This window comes from Streptomyces sp. NPDC016459, from assembly GCF_040632845.1.
In the GTDB taxonomy this organism is placed as follows: domain Bacteria; phylum Actinomycetota; class Actinomycetes; order Streptomycetales; family Streptomycetaceae; genus Streptomyces.
The window spans coordinates 1-19476 of record NZ_JBEYCR010000017.1 but is presented as its reverse complement, the minus strand read 5'-3'; the positions used below and the strand labels follow the sequence as shown (position 1 = coordinate 19476).

At 66.1% G+C, this 19476-nt stretch carries 13 protein-coding genes and 1 pseudogene; 5 read left to right on the top strand and 9 right to left on the bottom strand.

Features of this window, described 5'->3' with window-relative positions; all coding sequences use genetic code 11:
* Positions 1-197 precede the first annotated feature (197 nt).
* The 5 genes from ABZ567_RS28280 to ABZ567_RS28260 form a co-directional block, all read right to left on the bottom strand.
* Positions 198-767, bottom strand: a complete 570-nt coding sequence (locus ABZ567_RS28280; RefSeq protein WP_360794913.1) for an SUKH-4 family immunity protein — start codon at positions 765-767, stop codon at positions 198-200.
* Positions 768-780: 13 nt separating this feature from the next.
* Complete coding sequence (locus tag ABZ567_RS28275; RefSeq protein ID WP_360794910.1) at positions 781-2322, bottom strand: nucleic acid/nucleotide deaminase domain-containing protein; 1542 nt, start codon at positions 2320-2322, stop codon at positions 781-783.
* A 139-nt stretch (positions 2323-2461) separates the two neighbouring features.
* The gene (locus ABZ567_RS28270; protein ID WP_360794907.1) at positions 2462-3889 is read right to left on the bottom strand and encodes a hypothetical protein; all 1428 of its coding nucleotides are present in this window, start codon (positions 3887-3889) and stop codon (positions 2462-2464) included.
* 215 nt (positions 3890-4104) lie between these two features.
* Entirely contained in the window at positions 4105-4992 is an 888-nt protein-coding gene (locus ABZ567_RS28265) for an SUKH-4 family immunity protein (RefSeq protein ID WP_360794905.1), read from the bottom strand.
* 362 nt (positions 4993-5354) lie between these two features.
* Complete coding sequence (locus ABZ567_RS28260) at positions 5355-6428, bottom strand: hypothetical protein (RefSeq protein ID WP_360794902.1); 1074 nt, start codon at positions 6426-6428, stop codon at positions 5355-5357.
* A gap of 557 nt (positions 6429-6985) precedes the next feature.
* Between ABZ567_RS28260 and ABZ567_RS28255 the strand changes: the two genes are divergently transcribed.
* Positions 6986-7396, top strand: coding sequence for a hypothetical protein (locus ABZ567_RS28255; RefSeq protein ID WP_360794899.1), 411 nt, complete (start codon positions 6986-6988; stop codon positions 7394-7396).
* 70 nt (positions 7397-7466) lie between these two features.
* Here ABZ567_RS28255 and ABZ567_RS28250 read toward each other — a convergent pair whose 3' ends face one another.
* A complete protein-coding gene (locus tag ABZ567_RS28250; RefSeq protein ID WP_360794896.1) occupies positions 7467-8408 on the bottom strand; it encodes an SMI1/KNR4 family protein in 942 nt (313 codons plus the stop codon).
* Positions 8409-8702: 294 nt separating this feature from the next.
* Here ABZ567_RS28250 and ABZ567_RS28245 point away from each other — a divergent pair.
* Positions 8703-9023 (top strand): annotated as a pseudogene (locus tag ABZ567_RS28245) (HNH endonuclease family protein); the annotation flags it as partial.
* Positions 9024-9202: 179 nt separating this feature from the next.
* On the opposite strand, the gene ABZ567_RS28240 reads toward ABZ567_RS28245, so the two are convergent.
* The 3 genes from ABZ567_RS28240 to ABZ567_RS28230 are packed head-to-tail and all read right to left on the bottom strand — an operon-like array spanning position 9203 to position 12652.
* Positions 9203-11059, bottom strand: coding sequence for a hypothetical protein (locus ABZ567_RS28240; protein WP_360794893.1), 1857 nt, complete (start codon positions 11057-11059; stop codon positions 9203-9205).
* Positions 11052-11528 (bottom strand): ABC-three component system middle component 2, encoded by a 477-nt coding sequence (locus tag ABZ567_RS28235; RefSeq protein ID WP_360794891.1) that lies wholly within the window; start codon positions 11526-11528, stop codon positions 11052-11054. Before ABZ567_RS28235 ends, ABZ567_RS28240 begins: the two co-directional genes overlap by 8 nt.
* Complete coding sequence (locus tag ABZ567_RS28230; RefSeq protein WP_360794888.1) at positions 11525-12652, bottom strand: ABC-three component system protein; 1128 nt, start codon at positions 12650-12652, stop codon at positions 11525-11527. Before ABZ567_RS28230 ends, ABZ567_RS28235 begins: the two co-directional genes overlap by 4 nt.
* Before the next feature lie 329 nt (positions 12653-12981).
* Here ABZ567_RS28230 and ABZ567_RS28225 point away from each other — a divergent pair, with 329 nt between their 5' ends.
* From ABZ567_RS28225 to ABZ567_RS28215, 3 genes are all read left to right on the top strand, one after another.
* Complete coding sequence (locus tag ABZ567_RS28225; RefSeq protein WP_360795061.1) at positions 12982-13515, top strand: hypothetical protein; 534 nt, start codon at positions 12982-12984, stop codon at positions 13513-13515.
* A complete protein-coding gene (locus ABZ567_RS28220) occupies positions 13512-14702 on the top strand; it encodes a caspase family protein (RefSeq protein ID WP_360794885.1) in 1191 nt (396 codons plus the stop codon). The genes ABZ567_RS28225 and ABZ567_RS28220 overlap by 4 nt, the downstream gene beginning before the upstream one ends.
* A 335-nt stretch (positions 14703-15037) precedes the next feature.
* Positions 15038-17461: a Helicase associated domain protein gene (locus tag ABZ567_RS28215; RefSeq protein WP_360794882.1), complete on the top strand. Its 2424-nt coding sequence runs from the start codon at positions 15038-15040 to the stop codon at positions 17459-17461.
* Positions 17462-19476: the final 2015 nt, after the last annotated feature.

Genomic DNA, 19476 nt, shown 5'->3' with positions numbered 1-19476 from the left:
AACGTGGTGAGTCCGCTCGTGTTGGTGCGCTTCAAGGTGCGGCGGATGGCGGCCGTGCTTCGGTCGAGGTCGAGATCGTTCCAGCGGAGGCCGGAGTTCGCCATTGCGGAGTCCAGCGTGGAGCGCAAGCTCGAACAGGGCATGGATCCGGTGTTTGCGTGCGACTGTGAGGAACTGGCGGGCTTCGTCCGCGCGCGTCAGCCCCACATGCCGAGGGTGATCTCTTCGAAGAACCTGCTCCATTCGCCGTCCTCGCTGGCGAGCGGTGTCTGATCGACCTGGGTGATGTGCTCGCGGAGCGTTTCTACGGCTACTGCGCGTGCTTGGTCGTCGTCGTGGTGGAGCTTCTTGAGTGCGGTGAGACCGGTCTCGACCGCGGTGAGGGTGTGAACGAGGGAGGAGACGTCCTGGTGCATGGGGACGTAGAATTCCTCGCCTTCGGCGAAGGAGTAGATCTGTCCGGTCTGGGGGTCGAGAGCGACGGTGGCGTACTGGAACTCCCCGAGGATCTCCCACTGCTCGGTCCCTTCGGGGAGAGTGGCGCCGTCGGCGTCGAAGGCGGCCTTGAGGGACGGCTGGCACTCGAGCTGGTGGGGGGTGTCGAGGTCGAGCTTGGTGGAGAACAGCTTGCTCGATGGCAGTCCCACGGTGGCCAGGAACCTGGCTGTGCCGGGGTGCATGCGGCTGCTGGCGGGGCGGGGGAAGTAGGTGACGCCGGTGAGCCCGAACGTGCTCAGCACCTGGTCGGCCTGGATATCGGTCAGCACGGTTCAGCCTTTCTTACGGGTGGCCTTGGGCTTTGTGGCGTTTCTCCAAGTCTGCCATGTAGTCGCGATGCTCCTTGTCGCGCTTGTAGAGGTTCTTCTCTGACTGGTCATAGGTGTTGGCGTGCGTGACTTCCAGGTCGGGGTTCTTCGATTTGAAGTGAAGGTCTAGCCACTGGTCGCACTTGGGGGAGAGCTGGCAGGGCTCGCGTTCGGTGTAGACGGCGGCGAGGTTGTCTTCCTTGCCGTGCCTGAGCAGCGGGTAGCCGAGGGTACGTTCGGAGTGGGGGCCTTCACTGTCACCGACGAGGATCATCTCTTTGCCGGTCGTGGGGTCGATGTACCGTCCGGCGGCGAAGTTGGAGCCGGTGTAGTCCTGCTTCGCGTAGCGAGCGATCTCCGTTGCGCGGGACAGGTCTGTGCTTCCCGGGTCGATCTTCGTCGAGGTGACCCTAGGGCCCTTACGGCCAGCGGGCAGGTTGAAATCGTGCTTCTCACGAGGGGCGGGCCGCCAGACGGTGCCGTCCTTCTCCATGATGTCCCAGATGCCGGAACTGTCGGTCTTGTAGACACTGCTGGTGGTGCCGTCGTAGTGCAGGACCTTCACTGAACCGTCGGCGTTCAGAAGGTACATCGGGACAGCGTCGTCATCGTCGCCGCACTTCTTGAACTTGTCCTTGACGCCGTCGTCGTGGTCCTTGTGGCTGCCCTTGCTCTTGTCGATCTTGCCGCCATGGTCCTCGAGAGTCTTGACCATCTCGTCGGCCTTCTTGTCGACCGCATCCTCGGCCTTGTCCATAACGGTGGCGAGCTTGTGGAACCTGCTGTCCTTCTTCACCGAGGACTTGCGGCTCGCTCCGCCGTCCTTGAACTCACCCTTCTTCTTGTCGAAGTTGGTGGCCGTCTTCTGGTAGTCGCCCGCCGCCAGCTCGAACTCGGCGAACTCGATGACCAGGTCCTGCGCCATGCCTGCGCTGCCTGCTGCCATCACGTCGTAGGTGCTGCCGCCACCGAGCTGGTCGGAGAACAGCTTCTCGATCTCGGCGAGGATCTTGCCTTCGATCTTGTCGGTGACGACCGCGGTGATCTGCTCGATGGCGTAGTCGATGGCTTCCTGGATGACCAGCCTGGCGGCGGCGATCGCGGCGACCGACAGCAAGCCACTGAGTCCGACGGTGAAGAACATGCCGACGACGCCGGCCGTCGCGGTCGCCGCCGTCGCGGTCAGTTTCGCGATGATCGCGACCTTGCAGGTGACGATGAGGTCAGCACAGTCATCGAGTGCGCCGCCCAGGTCGTCACAGCCCTTGGCGAAGGTCGAAAGGTCTCTCGTAGTGAGCTTGCCCCAGCGACGGTCGATGGCCTTGACCGTGTCGCCCTTGCTCTTGCCGGCAACGATGTGAGAGCACGCGTCGTTGCCCTCCTTGACCGCGTCGCGGATGCCCTCGGCCAGTTTGCGGAAGTCCTTGGCCGAGGCCTTGACCTCGTCCTCGTCGATCTGTGGCCAGTCGACCCCCACCAGGTCGAGAACCTCGACCAGGTCGTCAGGCAGCGTCATCCCCATCGGTTACCCCCATCCCCGTGCCAACCTTCCCACCCTCCATGCCGGTTGAATCGTCGTCAACTTTGCTGAAGTGAGGAGGCTGCCAAACCGGTCAGCTGCGCGTCACCATGACGCCGAATGACCCCCCGCACACCTACTGCCTCAAGGCGAGGCAGGTCAGAGCTTCGTCCATGCCGACGAAGACCCGTTCACCCGTCTCGAGGGCCACTGCGCGAACCGGCGGGCCCGGCCTGAACGTTTGCTGCGCACCGGTTGCCCAGTTGATCCACTCCACCAGCCCGTCGGCCCACGCCACCACAGCCGCCGGCCCGCTCGCGGTCCATGCGGCATCCATGGCCACGACCGGACATGACCGCCGCCTGAGCGTTCCTGCCATGGGCTTGCTGCCGGGAGACCACGCCCGGACAGTGCCGTCCTGTCCGCCGCTGTAGACGAGCGGCACAGTTGTCGCCTCGTTTTCCATGGGGAGGCTGACAGCAGCCAGGGCGGTCACCGCCCCCTCATGCAAGGACACCGAATCGGTGATGTCACCGAAGGCCCGCACCGCCCCCGCGGCGTCCCCCAAAACCACAGTCCCCAGCCCGGCGCTCTCGGCATGGGCAAGACTCGTGCTCCTGTGCCCCCGCAGCATCTCTGACAGACGCTGGGCACGGGTGGGACTGTCGTCGAGGAGCCCCGCAATCCCTGACCTTTCGGGTCGCACAGCCCAGGCCGATTCCAGCTTCAGATGACCGTGCTTGTCGAGGTACACCATCGTGCCGTCCGCCAAGGCCGCCAAGTCCCAAGGCTGGCCGCACGACACGGTCATACGGCCACGCGCCGCAGCATCCGCGCTCTGCACCGTCCGCACCATGCCGTCGACTCCGGCCACCAGGAGGCAGCCGGCCAGCGGGCCCCTGCCCGTCGCCAGCGCGGTGACAGGCCCCGGCCAGGGCGGTGCCATATCCCCGGAGACACGACTCCACTCCAGATCCCAAGCAGCACCACCGGCCAGCTCCCTCAACGCGGGGGCATATCGCGGATCCGCACGGTCCCCCAGAACACTGAGCAGAACCAAAGCCCGCGACGCCGGCGACGTTTTCTTACACAAGGCCTGTCCCGCCCTCAGCCACGCCGCCCGCAGCCCGCCGTGCTCACCGGCCTCGTCCTTCTCGTAGGCGGCGGTGACCAGCCACGGATCGGCCCGGCAGACAGCCACCGGGTCGGACAACTCCACCTCCTGCCCCGAGGACGTGGTGACCTCCACCCCAGCGGACGTCGACGCCCGCCACCGCTCGAAGCGCTCCTGATCCCGCCACTGCTCCAGGTCCAGATTCAGCTCCGCATAACCGTTCCCGGCCAGACGCTGATACGCGCCGCTGGTCGTCCGGGACTCCACGATCAGCCGGACATGCCCCACACGGGCCAGATCCAAAACCAGCTCGGCCACCTCCGCCTCGTGAAGATCAGGCAGCACAACCACCGTACGCCGCGGATCACGGGCCAGGGCAGCCACAAGCTCAGCCGACGACCGGGCCACCACACCGAGCTGGTCGGCAAGCGACCACACCGTTGCCCGCATGCTCCTTCCCGCCGAGGGAACGACAGCATGAACGGCACGCTCCGGCGCCGTACCGCCCTGCGTGCCGTGACGCACAAGCCAGGCCAGCAGCCCCGACTTCCCACAGCCTTGTGATCCAGACACCAGGCACAGACGAGGAGCATGCGGGTCGGCCAGCCAGCCCAACAGCGCCGCCGCGGCCGGCTCTCTCCCCGCAGCAGGCCGTTCCCAGCGCATCAACCGCGCCCCGCCGGCCCGGTAGCGTGGACGATCAGCTCCTTGATGCCCTCCTCACGGGACTCAGCGGAACTTCCGTAGCCGAAGCTGTGAGTGAACCGCGCCCGAGGGAACGTCTCCTGCATCCACACGGCACAGTAGTGACCGGGCATGAGACACGGCTCCAGCTCACAGTGGACGCGAAGCACCTGCTCCGGCCTCACACCCTGAGCAGACAAGTCACGCCAGATGATCTCTTCCGGATGCGCCCGGCCGGGCCCGGTGACATCCGTGACCACCTGCTTCGAACCCACCGCATCGACGTACTCGAACGCCGCGGAGAACGGGAAGTTCAACGTGTGCCGCACGTCGTCCAAAACCCGCGGCCACCACGATTCGCGCTCCTCGAACGCGACAGGGTCGATCCGGCGCAGCTCCGCATTCAGGTCACGCAAGACTGCCGCAGCCTCTGTCAGCCCTGAGGCCACCGCCATCAGCGGCAGCGCACGATCCAGCGCCAGCAGAGCCGCACTCAGCTTCGACACATCCGTGCTGACGAACATGTCCTCGGTGACGTCCTGCAAGAACACCGCCTGAACAGCTCCGTCAGGACGCACACACAAGTGCGCCAGGCCGTCACCGCCGATACGGGGCCAGTCCTCCATCGCCTCGTGCGGCCTCGGTAGCGAGGAGCGCACAGCAACAACTCCAAGGGCCAACGGATCCCGGTCGCCCGGAGGCCTGAAATAGGAGCCCACTCCTCGAGGCACGCCGGTCTCTTCCAGGAAGGCCTGAGCTGTGTCGGGCAGTCGTGCTCCGAGCAAGCTCGCCCGCTCGAAACGGCGAAGACCCTTACGGCCGAAGTGCTGAATCAACTCGTCGTGGCGCTCCGGAACGGAAGGCGGCATGGGAACCTCGCAGTACAAACAGGCAACCGGTCGTCACGCACGACCATAGCCGCGACCGACGGTCCGCCATCTCAGAGCTGGTTCACAGCCGCCGGCTGCCAGCAGCCGGCAGCCTTGCACGGCGCCGCACTCCCTGACACAAGACAGCGGTGGCCTTCCACCCGACCCGTGCCGAGGACCCGCCTCGGCGTCCGCCCTCCAGAGCCAGGGCGATCCCGCGGACATCCGATGCGCGGAACGTGCCCGCCCGCATGCCGCCATCGCTACGTGAAGAGGCCCAGCCACCACTCAGCATGCTGCCAGCACAGAAGTACGTCAGAACCACAAGACCTGAAGGCAGTCATCCACTGCTCGTTCCGTCGTCACTGCACCTCACCACCCTCTTGCTGCCGCTTCCTCACGGTCTTCACGGACAGCCCCGCGGCAGCAGCGATCTCCCGCACCGTCTCGCCTCGAGCTCGGCGGCGCCGGATCTCAGCTCCCGTGAAGTCCGGAGCACGCCGCTTCGCCTGCTTCGCCTGATGGCTGGTGCGCCGCTCGTCTTCAGGAATGAGGCGCACGATCGTCATGCAGGACGCTCCTGCTGCACGCGCGAGGGCGGAGGCTGACTCGCCGGCGCGGTACCGCAGCAAGATCTCCGTGGGTGGGATACGCAGCTTCGCCTGGCGTACTGATGGACGGCGCTTGGGATTCGACCGCTGCGGTACGGATTGCTGCCGGGGCGGGCGTCCGCGCCACTCGTCATCCGGGATCCGTCGACGGATGACCGTCTGCGATACCGCGAAGGCTTTGGCGAGGCTGTAGGCACTCTCGCCCTTGCGGTAACGCTGCCGGATCTCTTCCGTCGGCAGATCCAGCGGCCCCCGGCGCTGTGAAGGAGACACCGGCCCCCGTGGTCGGATCACGTTCTGAGGGATACGTCGCCGGATGGTCGAAGGATGAACGCTGTAGCGCTTCCCGAGAGCGGTGAGGGACTCGCCCTTTCTGTAGCGTCGGATGATCTCCTGCTCGGGCAGGCGAGCAGCAACGCGCTTGCCGATGAGCGATGCCGCGTCTCGTGGTGTACGCCGCAGCTGCTGAGGGATCCGCAATCGCACCATAGGCGGTGTGATCCCTAGGTCGGACGCAACCTCGACGCAGGACTTACCCGATCGGTACAGCCGAATGACCTCCCGGCGGAGCTTCTGCTCCTCCTGAGTCTCTGCCCGGTTCTTGTAGCGCTGCCGGGCTGCATCGACCGCACTTCGACGTTCTTCCGGCAAAAGCTGCCGCTGCACAGTGTCCTTGCTGACTCCCAGCTCCTTGGCCACTGCACGAACGCTGACGCCTTCACGGTACCGACGCCTGATGAGGCTCGTGACCTCGGCCATGACCATGTCCCCACTCCCTTGCTCGATCACTAAACCAACGACGCTGCGCAGCAGGAGGTTGCTCAACGCGCCAATTCAGGCATCCACAGGGCCATGCACCGAAAATGACATCCAGTCGAAGGCGGGGTCGCGGCCTGGTGTCTTGGAATCGAAGGCATGTGTCAGACCTGGTCGCACAATGTTGCTTTCAGAACGAGGGCTGTGCGAGGCCAACGCCGAAGCCCCGATCCCGGACTAAAGACGCCGCTTCCTACTGATTTCAGGTGGTATGCGGGGATGCTGCTGCGGCGCTGTTGAGATGGATTGCCGAGGTGGTGGAAGACCCCTTGGTGCTGGAGCCGCAGCATCAGCAAGCCGATCGGAATCTGCCCCCTGCGGCCGTATAGACGATCTGCACTTGCCCACCCGTATTTTGCCGAGCTAGGGGCCAAGGACTTGCTGGCAAGGGCTCCCGAGGCCGCGGCCAGTTCCACCGCCGGACACAGACTTGCCGTCCTCATGGCGAGGTTTTTCGGGCCTGGTCGGAGTTGAACGTTTCGCCTGGTGAATCTTTTCACCCACCAGGCTGACGCGGGCGTGAAGGTCCTGGCCAGCCATGGGTATAAGCCGGTAGGCCAGCTCTCGTGATCAAGAACATGGCTCGCGGCCTTGCCGCGCTCTCGCTCGCCCTGACCCCGCTCACGCTGCCCGCCGCCGCGCAAGCCGCCTCGACCACCCAGGCCACCCCCGTGGCTCTGGGGGCCGCGCAGACGTTTCCGCTCTCCTATGCGATCGGCCAGATCCCGGTTGCCGAGGAGAGCCGGGCCGGCTACAGCCGGACCAAGTTCCGGCACTGGAACACCGGCCTCGCCCCCGCCGACGGCTGCAACACCCGCGCCGAGGTCCTCCTGGCCGAGGCGACCGAGGCCCCCGCGGTCGCGGCCGGCTGCAAGATCGGCGAGGGCGAGTGGCTGAGCTATTACGATGAGCAGGAGGTCACCGACCCGGCGAAGCTCGACATCGACCACATGGTATCTGTGCTTGCGACAGCTTGACCCGCTATCTCCCCTGGTCAGATCGAGAGCGGTATGGCGCTGACGGACGGTGGGCAGGTGGTGGGCGCGCTCAGTGCGGGTGGTCGAGCATCCTTTGGATCGTCTCGAGTACCGAGGCGTCGTTCTCGATCGTCATGCGGTCGGTGAGTGCCTGACGCCGTGTTGGGCTCAGTTGCCGGCCCTGAGTCACGGGCACCGTCATCAGGACGGCTGCGAGTGATCGGACGTTGGCGGCCTGGTCTGCAAGCGCGGCCGACAGCAGGTCGCGGCCGGGCTCTCCCTGAGCTGCCATGGCGCGGAGAATCGTTTCTCTTACGGCTGAGTGTGGTTCCGTCTCGTACGCCTGGAGCAGGATTTCGGGCAGGGAAGGGCTGGGTTTCGGGTGTGTGATGAACGTGTATGCGGCTGCGCGCCGCCGGGCGGGGAGAGTGTCGCCGAGGAGCGTGGCCACGAGGTCTTCCTCGCTGCCGGCCATCTGGTCGGCGAACCAGTTCAGATCCCGATGTCCGGTGAGTACGAAGTCCAGCCATCGCTCGTACCAGGCGAGAAAATCGGAGTCGGCGTGGAAACGAGGACAGAAGAATCCGTCGGTGTTGACCTCGACCAGGCGGCCGCGCCCGGGGCCGGTGACGACGAGCAGTGTGAGGTCGCTGCATCCGCGGTAGACGACCGTAATCGTGCCCGGGTAGGAGTCGACGGGCCCGTCGTCCAAGGCGAGACTTTCGGGGATGCCCAGGTCGGGGACCACGGGGAACGGAGTGGAGAGATGCCCTTCGCCCTCGCGGTCTGCAGCCGGGTGCCACTCTTCCATCGGCAGCAGCCCGTAGGTCGGACCGTATCCACCGTTACCGATGCGGGTGAGGAACTGTCGGAATTGCTCCGGCAGCCGTATGCCGTGCCCGTTCTCGAATTCCGTGATCCGTTTCTCGGAGACAGGGCCGCCAAGGGTTGCCTTCTCTGCAGCCGGTAGTGCGGTGAGCTTCGCTCGGATCCGGGCGATCTGGTCGTCCACGGGTTCTTCTTCTCGCGTCAGAAGGTACTCGGCGCCGTGAGCATAGCTCATGACCGGAGCCTTCTCCGGCGGTCGCTGTGCAGTGAATCGGGGCAGTCGCCGACGAGGTTCCAGGTGCTCGCCCTGCGCGACTTCGAGCGCCTTCCGGAGCTGTGCGGCCTCGTTTCGACAGGCCCGGCGTCGATGCCAGCGGCAGACACTGCTGTACCGGATATCGCAACGCCGACAGCAAGGAGACCGGCCTGGATGCGCCTGTGGCTGACGTCAATGACGACAAGAAGCAGGTACGGATAACACATGGTCCCCCTCGCCGAGGCCTGGGACTCCGGTGCCTCCGCCTGGGACGCGGGGCGGCGTGAGGCGTACGCGAACGACCAGGACGCGGCCACCAGCCTCGTCGCGGTGACCGCGCGCACGAACCGCCAGAAGGCCGACCAGGACCCGGCCACCTGGATGCCGCCGGCCCCGAACGCGACCTGCCGCTACCTGGCCGAGTGGACCGCGACCAAGCTCCGCTGGGGCCTTGCCGCCGACCAGAGGGAGATCGACGCCATCAACGTCTACGCAGGCGGCCCGTGCGAGATGACCGTCGTCCACTACATTCTCGCCTCGTAGCCACGGGCCGGTGCAGGGTGAGCGCGTTCATTGGGACGTGCTCACCCCGGACTGAGTCCTTCTGCGTTCCGCTCCCTACTTTCCTCGGTTGGCTCACTTCGTGAACCGAGTGGAGCGAAGAGCGACACAACGAGGAAAATTCGAGATCGGCATCAGCGTCACCGGCCGGACGAGCCGGCTCAGCTCTCGTTCACGTCGCCGCCCCGAGCCGCCCCGACAGGGAAGAACCCGAAGTGGTGGTCTTCGGGGTCGCGACTGAACATGTACACCTGCGCTTCCTCGGCGATGTCGGCGGGCGGGTCAGTGTTCTCCACGACGATCGCCTGGCCGCTGAACCGGTGGAACAAGTCACGGTAGAAGTAGTCGCTGACCCGGTCGGGCAAGTTTTCGTCGTCGGTGCGGCGCGCGGCGACAGGCTGCCGGTAGGTGACCAGAGGGGAGTCGAGGATGATGAACCCGGGATGGAGGTGCTCCTCGCCGAGGCAGTAGTCGGCCAGACCGACGGCGAAGGCGGCGTGAAGGACCGCCCGCATGCCCTTGCCGTGGCCGGCGCGGCCACGGTCGCCCACGAACAGTTCCGCGGTGTACTGGTCGTAGGACACGCTGTGGAGCTGGACGCGCCAGGCCTGAAGGGCTCGCTCGATGGCGCGGTCGAACGCCGCGACGGTGCCGGCGGGGATACTGCCTGTGGGGCGCCCGCCGGGAACAGCGCCGTCGGCGACCAGCTGGTCGCGGACTTCCTGAAGCTCTTGGATCCGTTGGTGGAGGCCGAGCTCCTTCTCGACGCGGGAACGAGCGGCCATCGCTTCCGACGCCAAGTGCTCGACGGGGAGCAGTTCTTCTGTGATGCGGGCAATCTCGAGATCGGCTTGCTCGGCCTGGGCGGCGCAGTTCTCGCGCTGTCCGGCGACATCCTCGCGCTGGACCTGGAGATCGTCGATGGTCAGGAGCAGGTCGGACAGCAGATGACGGGTCTTGCCGTTCTCGGCTGCGACCGCGGCATGCAGTGCGGTCGTCTCCTGATCGTGCTCTGCCTTCTGGTGCTCTGGATCGGCACCACAGAAGACACACGCCCCAGTGCGGAAGTACCCCAGGAGATTGCCTGCCTCACTGACCATGGCCAGGCGAGCAAGGTCGGACTCGTACTGGCTGCGCAGGAGCCCGAACCGTCCGAGAAGGTCGTCGATCTCCGCCAGACGCTGGTCGTACTGGCCGAGCGTGATGGCAACGTCCGCCCGGCGTCCTGCAGCGGCCGTGTGCCGCAGGGTGATCTCGCGCAGGGAATTCGCGACGGTGTCCTGGTGGGCGAGCAGCCGGTGCAGCTGCGCCGCCAGATCGCCCTCGTTGCCGCCCTGCGGATCGAGCTGGCGCTGCAGGTCGAGGATCAGTTCGTCCAGCAGCCCGATCTTGCCCTTCTGCAGCCGGCGCTGTGCCGCGTTCGGCCGGGCGTCGGTCACTGGCTCTCCCTGGCCGGTCAACAGCAGCTTCAGAACCGACTTGAGGGCGGTCTGCCCGCTGGTGCCGGTCGAACGCAGGACCGGCGGCACCTTCGACACCATCCGCGTCTCGCTGATCAGACACAGGTGCAGCAGGTCACGGAACCCCACCAGTTTGGTGCCGCCGGTGTCGTTCGTCGCGATCAGCGTGCCCTCGAGCCCGAGCTTCTCCAACAGATAACGGGAGATGTTCTTCGAGCCCCTGGCGCTCACAGTCAGCTCGAGGTCCGGCGCCCGGTAGACCAGGTCCCGAACATCCTCGTCGAAGACATGGATTCGGCCTCCCTGAGGGCCGCGCATGAGCGTGATGACACTGCCGTCGGGCAGCGCAAGGCCGAGGAGAATCTGCGAGTACCCCTCGGCCTCGGGGATGAGGTCGAGCTTGCGCGCCCCCAGCATGTAGTCGATCGCCTCGGTGACGAAAGACTTGCCGGTGTCCGAGGCGCCGTAGATCACGGTCAGCTTCTCGTCGAAGACGACCTGTGCCCTCTCCCGGCCGGAGCCGGCAAACGTCAGGTGCAGGAGCCGGATGCTAGGCATGGTCACTTCCCGAAGGCGGCAGTTGTGAATCGAAATCTCGGACCCACCGGTCGGTGATGGCCCTCGTCGCGGCACTCACATCCAGTTCGGAGGACGACCGGGCGGCGATCACCCACGCGGCCCTGTCCCTCAGAGCGGCGACGTAAGGAGCTTCGAGGAGATCGACGAACCCGGGCCCCTCTTCGCTCGCCCGGTACAGCAGTCCTTCTTCGCCGGCCTCCACGTCGGCCAGCCCGGCCCGCATCAGCACGCACAGACCCTGCTCGATCAGATGCCGCCGCATCGCCAGCTCGCCCGGGCCCGCCGGCAGCGTGGGGTGGAGACTGGGCGGACCGTTCAGCTCACCACTGTGCAGCATGACGTGATCCAGATACACCAGCTCGGCCAGGTCCAGCGGCTCGGGGAATCTGGCCGTGAGCAGGACCAGGGTACGCATGCCGACTTCGAGCGGACTGTTCAGAGGATTCACAGCTCCTCCTGGACCCACGTGAGACGGTCCTCATTGGCGAGCTGGTGGCAGATCCCCTTACGGTCCTGGGGCTTCACATAGTGGATCAGCACATTGGGCCCCAGCGGCATGTCCCGCGCGGCGGCGAGCACGGCCTTCAACCGTGCGTATCCGGTAGGGAAGTCGTCCTCCTCCACCTCCGAGACACCGCTGTACACATCACTCTGGAGGGATTCGAACGTCCCCTCCGGCACGCTGTCACGGGCGAACATACGCAGCTGCTCGGCGCAGTAGAACGCCTCCCGCTGCCGCCGAAGGTTCGGCCCCGCTCTGTGATGGGCATGTGCCTCGTCCGGAGAGCTCGGCGAGCATCCCCACTTCTCGTGGTAGACATCCAGAAGCTGCTGGATGTACCGGGTCTCCTTCGGTGCGTGCTCGGGCGGCGCCGCAAGGATGGCGGGCCGGTCGGGCAGGCGCGTGCCGAACCGCCTGACATGCTGTGGCGTCCTGGAATGCACCTCGAGGATCTTGTCGAGGTTGGCGGCCTCGAACCGGGAAAAGTCCGACCGGCTTGCCAGGTCCAGAGCCCGTTGCAGAGGATCCTCGCCGTACTCCTTGCCCAGCTTCTCCATGTTCTTCGCCACCCACTCGAAGAACCCAGCCCGAAGAGCTGACGGCTTCGTAAGAAGCTGGGCGAACGACCCACCGACCTTCGGAGCGACGAAGACGTAGCGCTCGGGCAGCACCTTGTACTTCTGCTTGGCCACCGCAGAGTGGATCTTGAGGATCTCTGGGTACGCGGTAGCGGCGCCGATGGCCTTGCCATAGTGCTTGCACTGGAAGCAGTGCCAGGGCCCGTCGGTCTTGTCTCTGGTCAGGAACGCGGCGATGTCCGCACCACCGTCGTTGGCTCCCCCCATGCCTACCACGTCCACGTACTCGGCCTCCTTGAGCGCGCTCACCCACTCGTAGATGAACTCCTCCCACTGGTCGGCCGAGTGGTGTACCAGGATCTGCTTGGGCGTCAGCGTGGGCGGCATGGCCATCATGGGGGCGACCACTGTCACTGGCGTCTGCGCAGGCTTGGGCAGCTCATAAAACAGAGGCTCAGCATGGAACGTAGAGAACCGCTCCGACGTGCTCATCGACCCCCCGGTCGTACATGAAACGGAACCCCAACCCCGGCATTCCTACCACCCGTCTGTACACCACGGACAGAGGAAGTTCAGCCAGCAACCACCGACAATGTCACCTACGCACCCTCTCCGCCTGCTATCAGCCACTCCAGGCAGGATTCCGCCCCCGCTCTTCAGGCGGCCTTGGACGGGGCCTTGCGGGCGCAGGCCTCGGTGACCTGCACTACGCCACCGCTTAGCAGTACTACAGCCGTGAGGGACACCCCCACCCATCGGGCGAGGTCCTCGCCGTGGTGCACGGCTTCGCCCGCCCGCGTGGATGTTGCGTCGGCATCCGGATGTCGGCGGGCGAGGTGGAAGGCGCCCACGGACTAGGCAGGGCACCGACGTTGTCGGGCAGATTCTCGGCATCGGTGACGATCTTGCGGATTGCGACGCGAGGCACGGTCCGGTGCACGACGATGGAGGCAGGTCCGTCAGCAAGGCGGCGTGCAATTGAGTCACAGGAGGCTTGGGTGCGGTTAGAGGTACGGGTGCAGTCGGATGCGAGGGAACTGCGTTCGTTGCAGGGCTGGCTTCGTTCGGACCCGGACGTGCGCAGGACGACTGCGGCCGAGGTGCAGGGGAGCGCTCCTCGGCCGGGGGAGATGGGCTCCGCGCTTGACGTGCTGCAGTTGGTAACGGGAAACGGGTGGAGTGCGGCGTCGTTCGTGCTGGCTTTGGTGGCGTGGCGGCAGACCCGGCCGCAGCGACCGCGGGTAGAGATCCACCGCGGCGACACGGTCATTGTCCTCACCGACTGCACAGCCGATGAGATCGAGCGAGCAACCAGAGTGCTGGACGCGGCCGGAGACGAGGAATGCGACACGTGAGCGTTCTGCCCGACCCGGGTGCGTCCCGCGCGGTACTCATCGGTACGAGCCGTTACGACCACCTCGAGCAGCTGCCAGCCGTCTCGAACAACCTGACCGCCCTCGCCGCCCTCTTGCGCGGCCCACTCTCCCTGCGCATGCCCGCCACTCACGTGACCGTTGTCGAGAATCCGCCCGACCCGGCCACTGTGATGGATCCACTGCGCCAGGCAGCGGCAGAGGCCACCGACACGCTGATCGTCTACTACGCCGGCCACGGTATTATCGACTCCCACGACGCCCTCGCCCTGGCTCTGCCGCACACACAGCCGGGCCGGGTCGAGACCAGCCTCGCCTACGACTGGCTACGCCAGATCCTCCTGGACTCCCGAGCCCAGCGGCACATCGTCCTCCTCGACTGCTGCTACAGCGGCCGCGCCCTCGGCAGGATGAGCGCATCCCAGGACCTCGCCGACCAAGCCGCAGTGGAAGGCACTTTCCTCCTTGCCGCCTCCGCCGAGACGCACACGGCTCTGGCCCCGGTCGGCGCTCCTCACACAGCTTTCACTGGAGCCCTTCTGGAAACGCTGCGCCACGGCATCCCCGGCGGGCCGCCACTGCTCGATCTGGAGACCATCTACCGGAACCTGCGCCTGACCCTGGAAGCGCGGGCGCATCCTGTTCCCCAGGCCAGGAATCGCAACACCGGGGCCCGAGTGGCGCTGGGACGCAACCACGCAGACCTTCCCACCGCACCTGTCACCGCGGCAGCCGGCCTTGAGCCGGAGCACCGACTGTGGCCCGACCCGACTTCGATCCGCACGATCACCGGCTTCCTCACGCACCTCGCGGCGGTCCGGGAAGTCAGCGGACTGACCCAGCAGGAAATCAGTCGCCGCTCCGCCGGGCGTATCTCCACAGGCACCATCAGCAGACTGACCAACCGCGACACACTCCCCGCCACCTGGAACACCACAGCCGTCTACCTGGCCGCATGCAGTGTCCCCGACGACCAGATCCAGCAATGGCACGGAACCTGGCAGGAACTACGCCACAAGGCCACCGAGATACACCACGCGCCCGTCGCCACGCCCCAGGGCGGCACTGCTGAGCACGGGAAGACACGACGGAGGTTCTCCGCCCTATGGCGGGGCCGCGGTCACCGACCGGGGGCAGCCGGAGCAGAGGCCCCGGAGGGACGGGGCTGAGGGCTCTGCCCCGAGTCGCTAGAGTCGCTGCCGACCAGCGTGTTCCACCCGGCGATCGCCAGAAGACCGGCTACCAGGATGACGCCGGTGGACGGCTTCTTCCACCGGCTGGCAGAAGCTGACGACGGCTGCACGTAGTGCCGTGCCCTGTAGTACCCCTTGCGCTGCTGTGCCACAGCTCCACATCCCCAATTGGCGGCAGACTGACAGACCTAGCAGTCTTTCGATGACACTCCAACTTCGGTGCGGAACAGCCAAGTCTGTCCGAATTCCGGCGTCTGGACAGGCCACCTCGCAGCACTGCACACGCTCCTACTGACCGGGGTCAGTGCGGGATGATGTCCGGCATGGTCACCTCGGTCGAGCCCGCCGTTCCTCGCCCTGCCGGCCGTCCTGCGCTGCGTCCGGATCAGGTACGGGGACTGGGGGCGGTGGTGAAGCATCTGCGTCGCCCCGGTTCGCGTGCGCTGTACGTAGCGGCGACGGGGACAGGCAAGACGCTGGTGTCGATCCGGGCCGCGGACGAGCTCGGCGCGCGTCTGGTTTTGGTCGTCGTCCCGACGCTGGACCTGGCCGCGCAGACCGCGCTCGCGTGGCGCCGCGACGGCCACCTGGAGCACATGGTGATCGTCTCCTCGATGGACACAACCGCGCACGACACACTCGCCGCCCGCCGAGTCGGTTCTACCAGCAGCCCCCTGGCGCTGGCCGCGCTTATGTCGGTCGTGGGGGAGGGGGACGACCAGCTCCCCGCCCTGACAGTGATCTCCACCTACGACTCGCTCGACAAGATCGAGGCGACACAGCACACCCGCTACACCGTGCCTCCCTTCGATCTCGCGATCATGGACGAGGCCCACCGGATCGCCGGCCGGGCGGACAAGAAGTGGGCCGTGATCAACGACGCGGCACGGATCGACGCCGACCGCCGTCTCTACATGACCGCCACCCCGCGCAGCTTCGCCGCCCCCGACCTCGCAGAGTCCGCCTCGACCGCCCGCCGCCAGCCGCGCCCCGTGACCGAATCCGCCGCGGATGCGATGGCGAACAGCATGGACAACGAGGCCGTCTACGGAAAAAAGGTCTTCGAGTACCCCCTGGCACAGGCCATCGCCGACGGCGTCGCCGCGGACTACCGCATCGTGATCCCCGCCGTCACCGACACCGAGCTCCGCGCCCGCCTCAACCTCCCCGCCCCCGGCACACCCTCAACCGGCGCAGATCCTGACGACGCGCTGCGCACCACCGCACTGCACCTCGCCGTCCTGGGTGCCATGGTCAAGCACTCCATGCGCCGGGTCCTGGTCTTCTTCCACCTCGTCGAAGACTCCATCCGCTTCACCCGCGAGCTGCCCCACACCCTGCGCCGCCTCCGCACAACCGACCCGGACTGCTTCCCCGGCCTCGACCCTGACGTCTCCTTCGTCCACGGCGACCACACCGCTGACGAACGCTCCGAGATCTTCGCCCGCTTCGCCGCCTCACCGCGCGCGATCCTGGCCAACGCCAAAGTGATCGCCGAAGGCATCGACATCCCCAGCGTCGACGCCGTCGTCTTTGCCGACCCCACCAGCAGCGTCACCCGCTGCGTCCAAGGCCTCGGCCGCGCCCTGCGCCTGGACGTCTCCGGCAAGACCGCCAGCCTCATCGTCCCCGTCTACATCCCGCCCAGCGACGACCCCGAGAACATCCTCGGCACCCCCTACGAACCCGTCTGGGCCATCACCACCGCCCTGGCCAGCCACGACCACCGCATCCTCGAACGGCTCCCCAGCAAGACCAACCGCCTCACCACCGAGACCAGCCGCCTCATCCAGCACCGCTGGCACTTCGACTACACCATCCACCCCGAACGCATCGCCCGCGCCATGGACCTCATCGCTTTCAACCCCCGCGGCGCCCTTAACCGCACCCGCCGAGAAGGCCTCGCCTCCGCCCAGGCATACCGTGACACCTACGGCCACCTCGACGTCCCCGCCGACCACACCGACCCAGCCGGCTTCGAACTCGGCCGTTTCATCACCACCATGCGCGACGCCGCAACCGCCGGCCGCCTCGAGCCGGACTGGATCGCCGAACTCGACGCGCTCGGCATGATCTGGGACAAACACCAAGCCGCATGGCGCGCCCGCCTCACCGCCGCCGCCGACTACCACCACACACACGGCCACCTCGCAGCACCCACCACCACCCCCCTCGGCAGCTGGCTGGCCGAACAGCGCCACCTTGCCGCACACGGCCGCCTCGCCCCCGCCCGCACCGCCGACCTGGCGGCCATCGACCCCGAATGGCAGCTGCCCCACGGCCCCGACTGGCACCGCAAATACCACCTACTGCGCCGCCACCTCGAAACCGGCCAGCCCCTTTCCCCCGACACCACCGCCGGCAGTATCAACCTCGGCAGCTGGACCACCCGACAGCTCACCACCTGGAAAAACCTCCAACCAGGCCAGCACCGCCTCCTTACCGCCCTCGGCCTCACCCCCGCCACCAGCCCCCTCACGCCCCGCCCCACAACCCGACGGACCTTCGCCCAGACCGTTCAGATCCTCGAACACTTCCTCCACCGCGAACGCCGCGCCCCCGCGGCCCGCGAGACGATCACCGTCGACGGAGACACCGTTAAGATCGGCCCCTGGTTCGCCAAAACCCGCACCAAGCACCGCGCCGGCCAACTCGACGCCGAACACGAACGGCTCGTAGCCGCGCTCTTCGAAGGCGCATGGACCGACGAGAACCCCGTTCCCGCCTTCAACTGAGAAGGTCTTCCGCGGACACCGCGATCCGCCACTGACGACGCCTCACACTCAGCCGCACGAGCACAGCGTGACCGCCCACAGACCGATCGGCCAGCTGCCGCCAACACTCGCTGTGGACCTGCCGCGCACCCCGGGGTCCGCTCGTGCGGTCGCAACACTGGGGCAACTTGGCGCGCCCGGTCCACCCCACAACACCGCCACGGCAGAGACAGCTCGGACACCCGCCCGGAGGACTCAAAAGCCCACAGCGTCATAAGACGCTGCGGGCTCACACCTCCGAAGGGCGCACCCTTACCCACCGTCCATAACGCTCGGAGTCGATACACCCAAGCTCATAGTCGCCCTGACCATAGTTCATTCTTGACTCACACTCTCAGGTGCGGTGGGATAGGCATGTGACGACTCCCGCCATCCGTGCGACCCTCCCGACAGTTGAGGTGCTGAGCCTGCTACTGGAGGCATCGCCGGACGATCCGCCGTGGGCGACGAGGATGAGCGAACAGGCCGGCCTCGGTAAGAGCACGGTCTCGCAGATCCTGGCCAGACTTGTTGCACTGGCGTGGGTCGTGCTTAGCGACGAGCAAGGGCCGCACCCGGGCCGCCCCCCACGTGTCTTTTGCACATTGACGAGTGAGGGGCGCCGACAAGCAGAGGCGGTGCTGGCCGTGAGGAGCGCACGCCGTCAGCGCTGTCCCGAGAAGCCGACTAGGCCCGCAACGACCCATGACCGCGCCCCGCGCCCTCGAATGCGAGGCCACTGGCCGATCGATTTCTCAAGTGTCAAGAGGCGCCTTGCCGCGGCAGCTCCTCCTCAGGATGAAGAACACAATGCCCCGGAGAGTGAGTCTCGTGCGCAGCTGATTGCGCTCAGTGAAGCACACAGCACACTCCAGTCCCTCAACCGGAAACTCACGACACGATTCCTCGCCCGCAGTGCCGTCGCTTCGGCTCACACCATTGACCACGAGGAAATCGTGCGTGCCATCTTGATGGAAGCTGCCGATATTCGGGGGAAGGCGTTGCGTGCCCACAACTACTGACAGCCTGACAACGAGGCGAGTACGTCGGAACTAGGTAACGGTATTTGTGCCGTTCGACGCTTCACAGCGAGTTGCGCACGCCGATGATCAGGGCTGGGACCTCAAATGGTACTGCTGCAGTGCGCAGTCTGGCCTGGAACCTCCGTGGGTGCGCAACGCAACCCGCGACTGCGGTCGCATCCGCGTAGTCCTTCCTTACGACGTGGCGATCGTGGTTATGACCGCTAGAAATAGTTTAGATAGAGATATCTCACCCGGGGCGAATCAGACCTCCGAGGAACTCAGCTGCGACCGATCCAGCTTTTCACCCCTCACTTTCATCAGGAGCTCCAACTCGCAGGTCCTCGCGCAGATTGTTTCTCCCCACGGGACGTTTTGGAAGGTGAGTTGATTTCTGGTCAAAATCCGACCGGCCCACGAGCACCCAGTATTTGATCTATAGGAGGGACCACGGCCTCAGAATTCGGATTCACCTAAAGTCTTCAACGAAGGGAACACCTCCACCGCTGACCAGCCCGCCGGGCAAACTGGTGAAATTTCCCGGTCCGGGACCGTAGTGAACGGGCTATCAAGTCCTCGGCAGTCGAGGATCATTGAGCTCAGTTGTGCCGGTGGCATACGAGACCCAGCGCGGCGGCCGGCAGCACAGTTGATGCCACGCACCGGACCCCCCGGAGCGACCGAGGGGAAGGCATGACCCCGAGAGCCGGATTCGCCCAAAGTTCTAGAGGAAGGAAGCAGCCGGACCCTCGCACCCTGTAGCCAGCCCCGCGAAGCGGGTTACATGCTTCGAGGCGAAGCCGAGGAGCGGGCAGGGGAGCGCAGCGAGCCAGCCCCGATCCGCAACGCGGATCAGACCAAGGGGGGTGAAGCGCAGCGGAACCCCCAAGTCGCAAGCGAAGCTTGCGACTTGGCTTTCGCGCAAGCCGCAACGCGGCGTGGGCAGAAAGGAAGAGCGTGGGGTAGGGAAAGAGT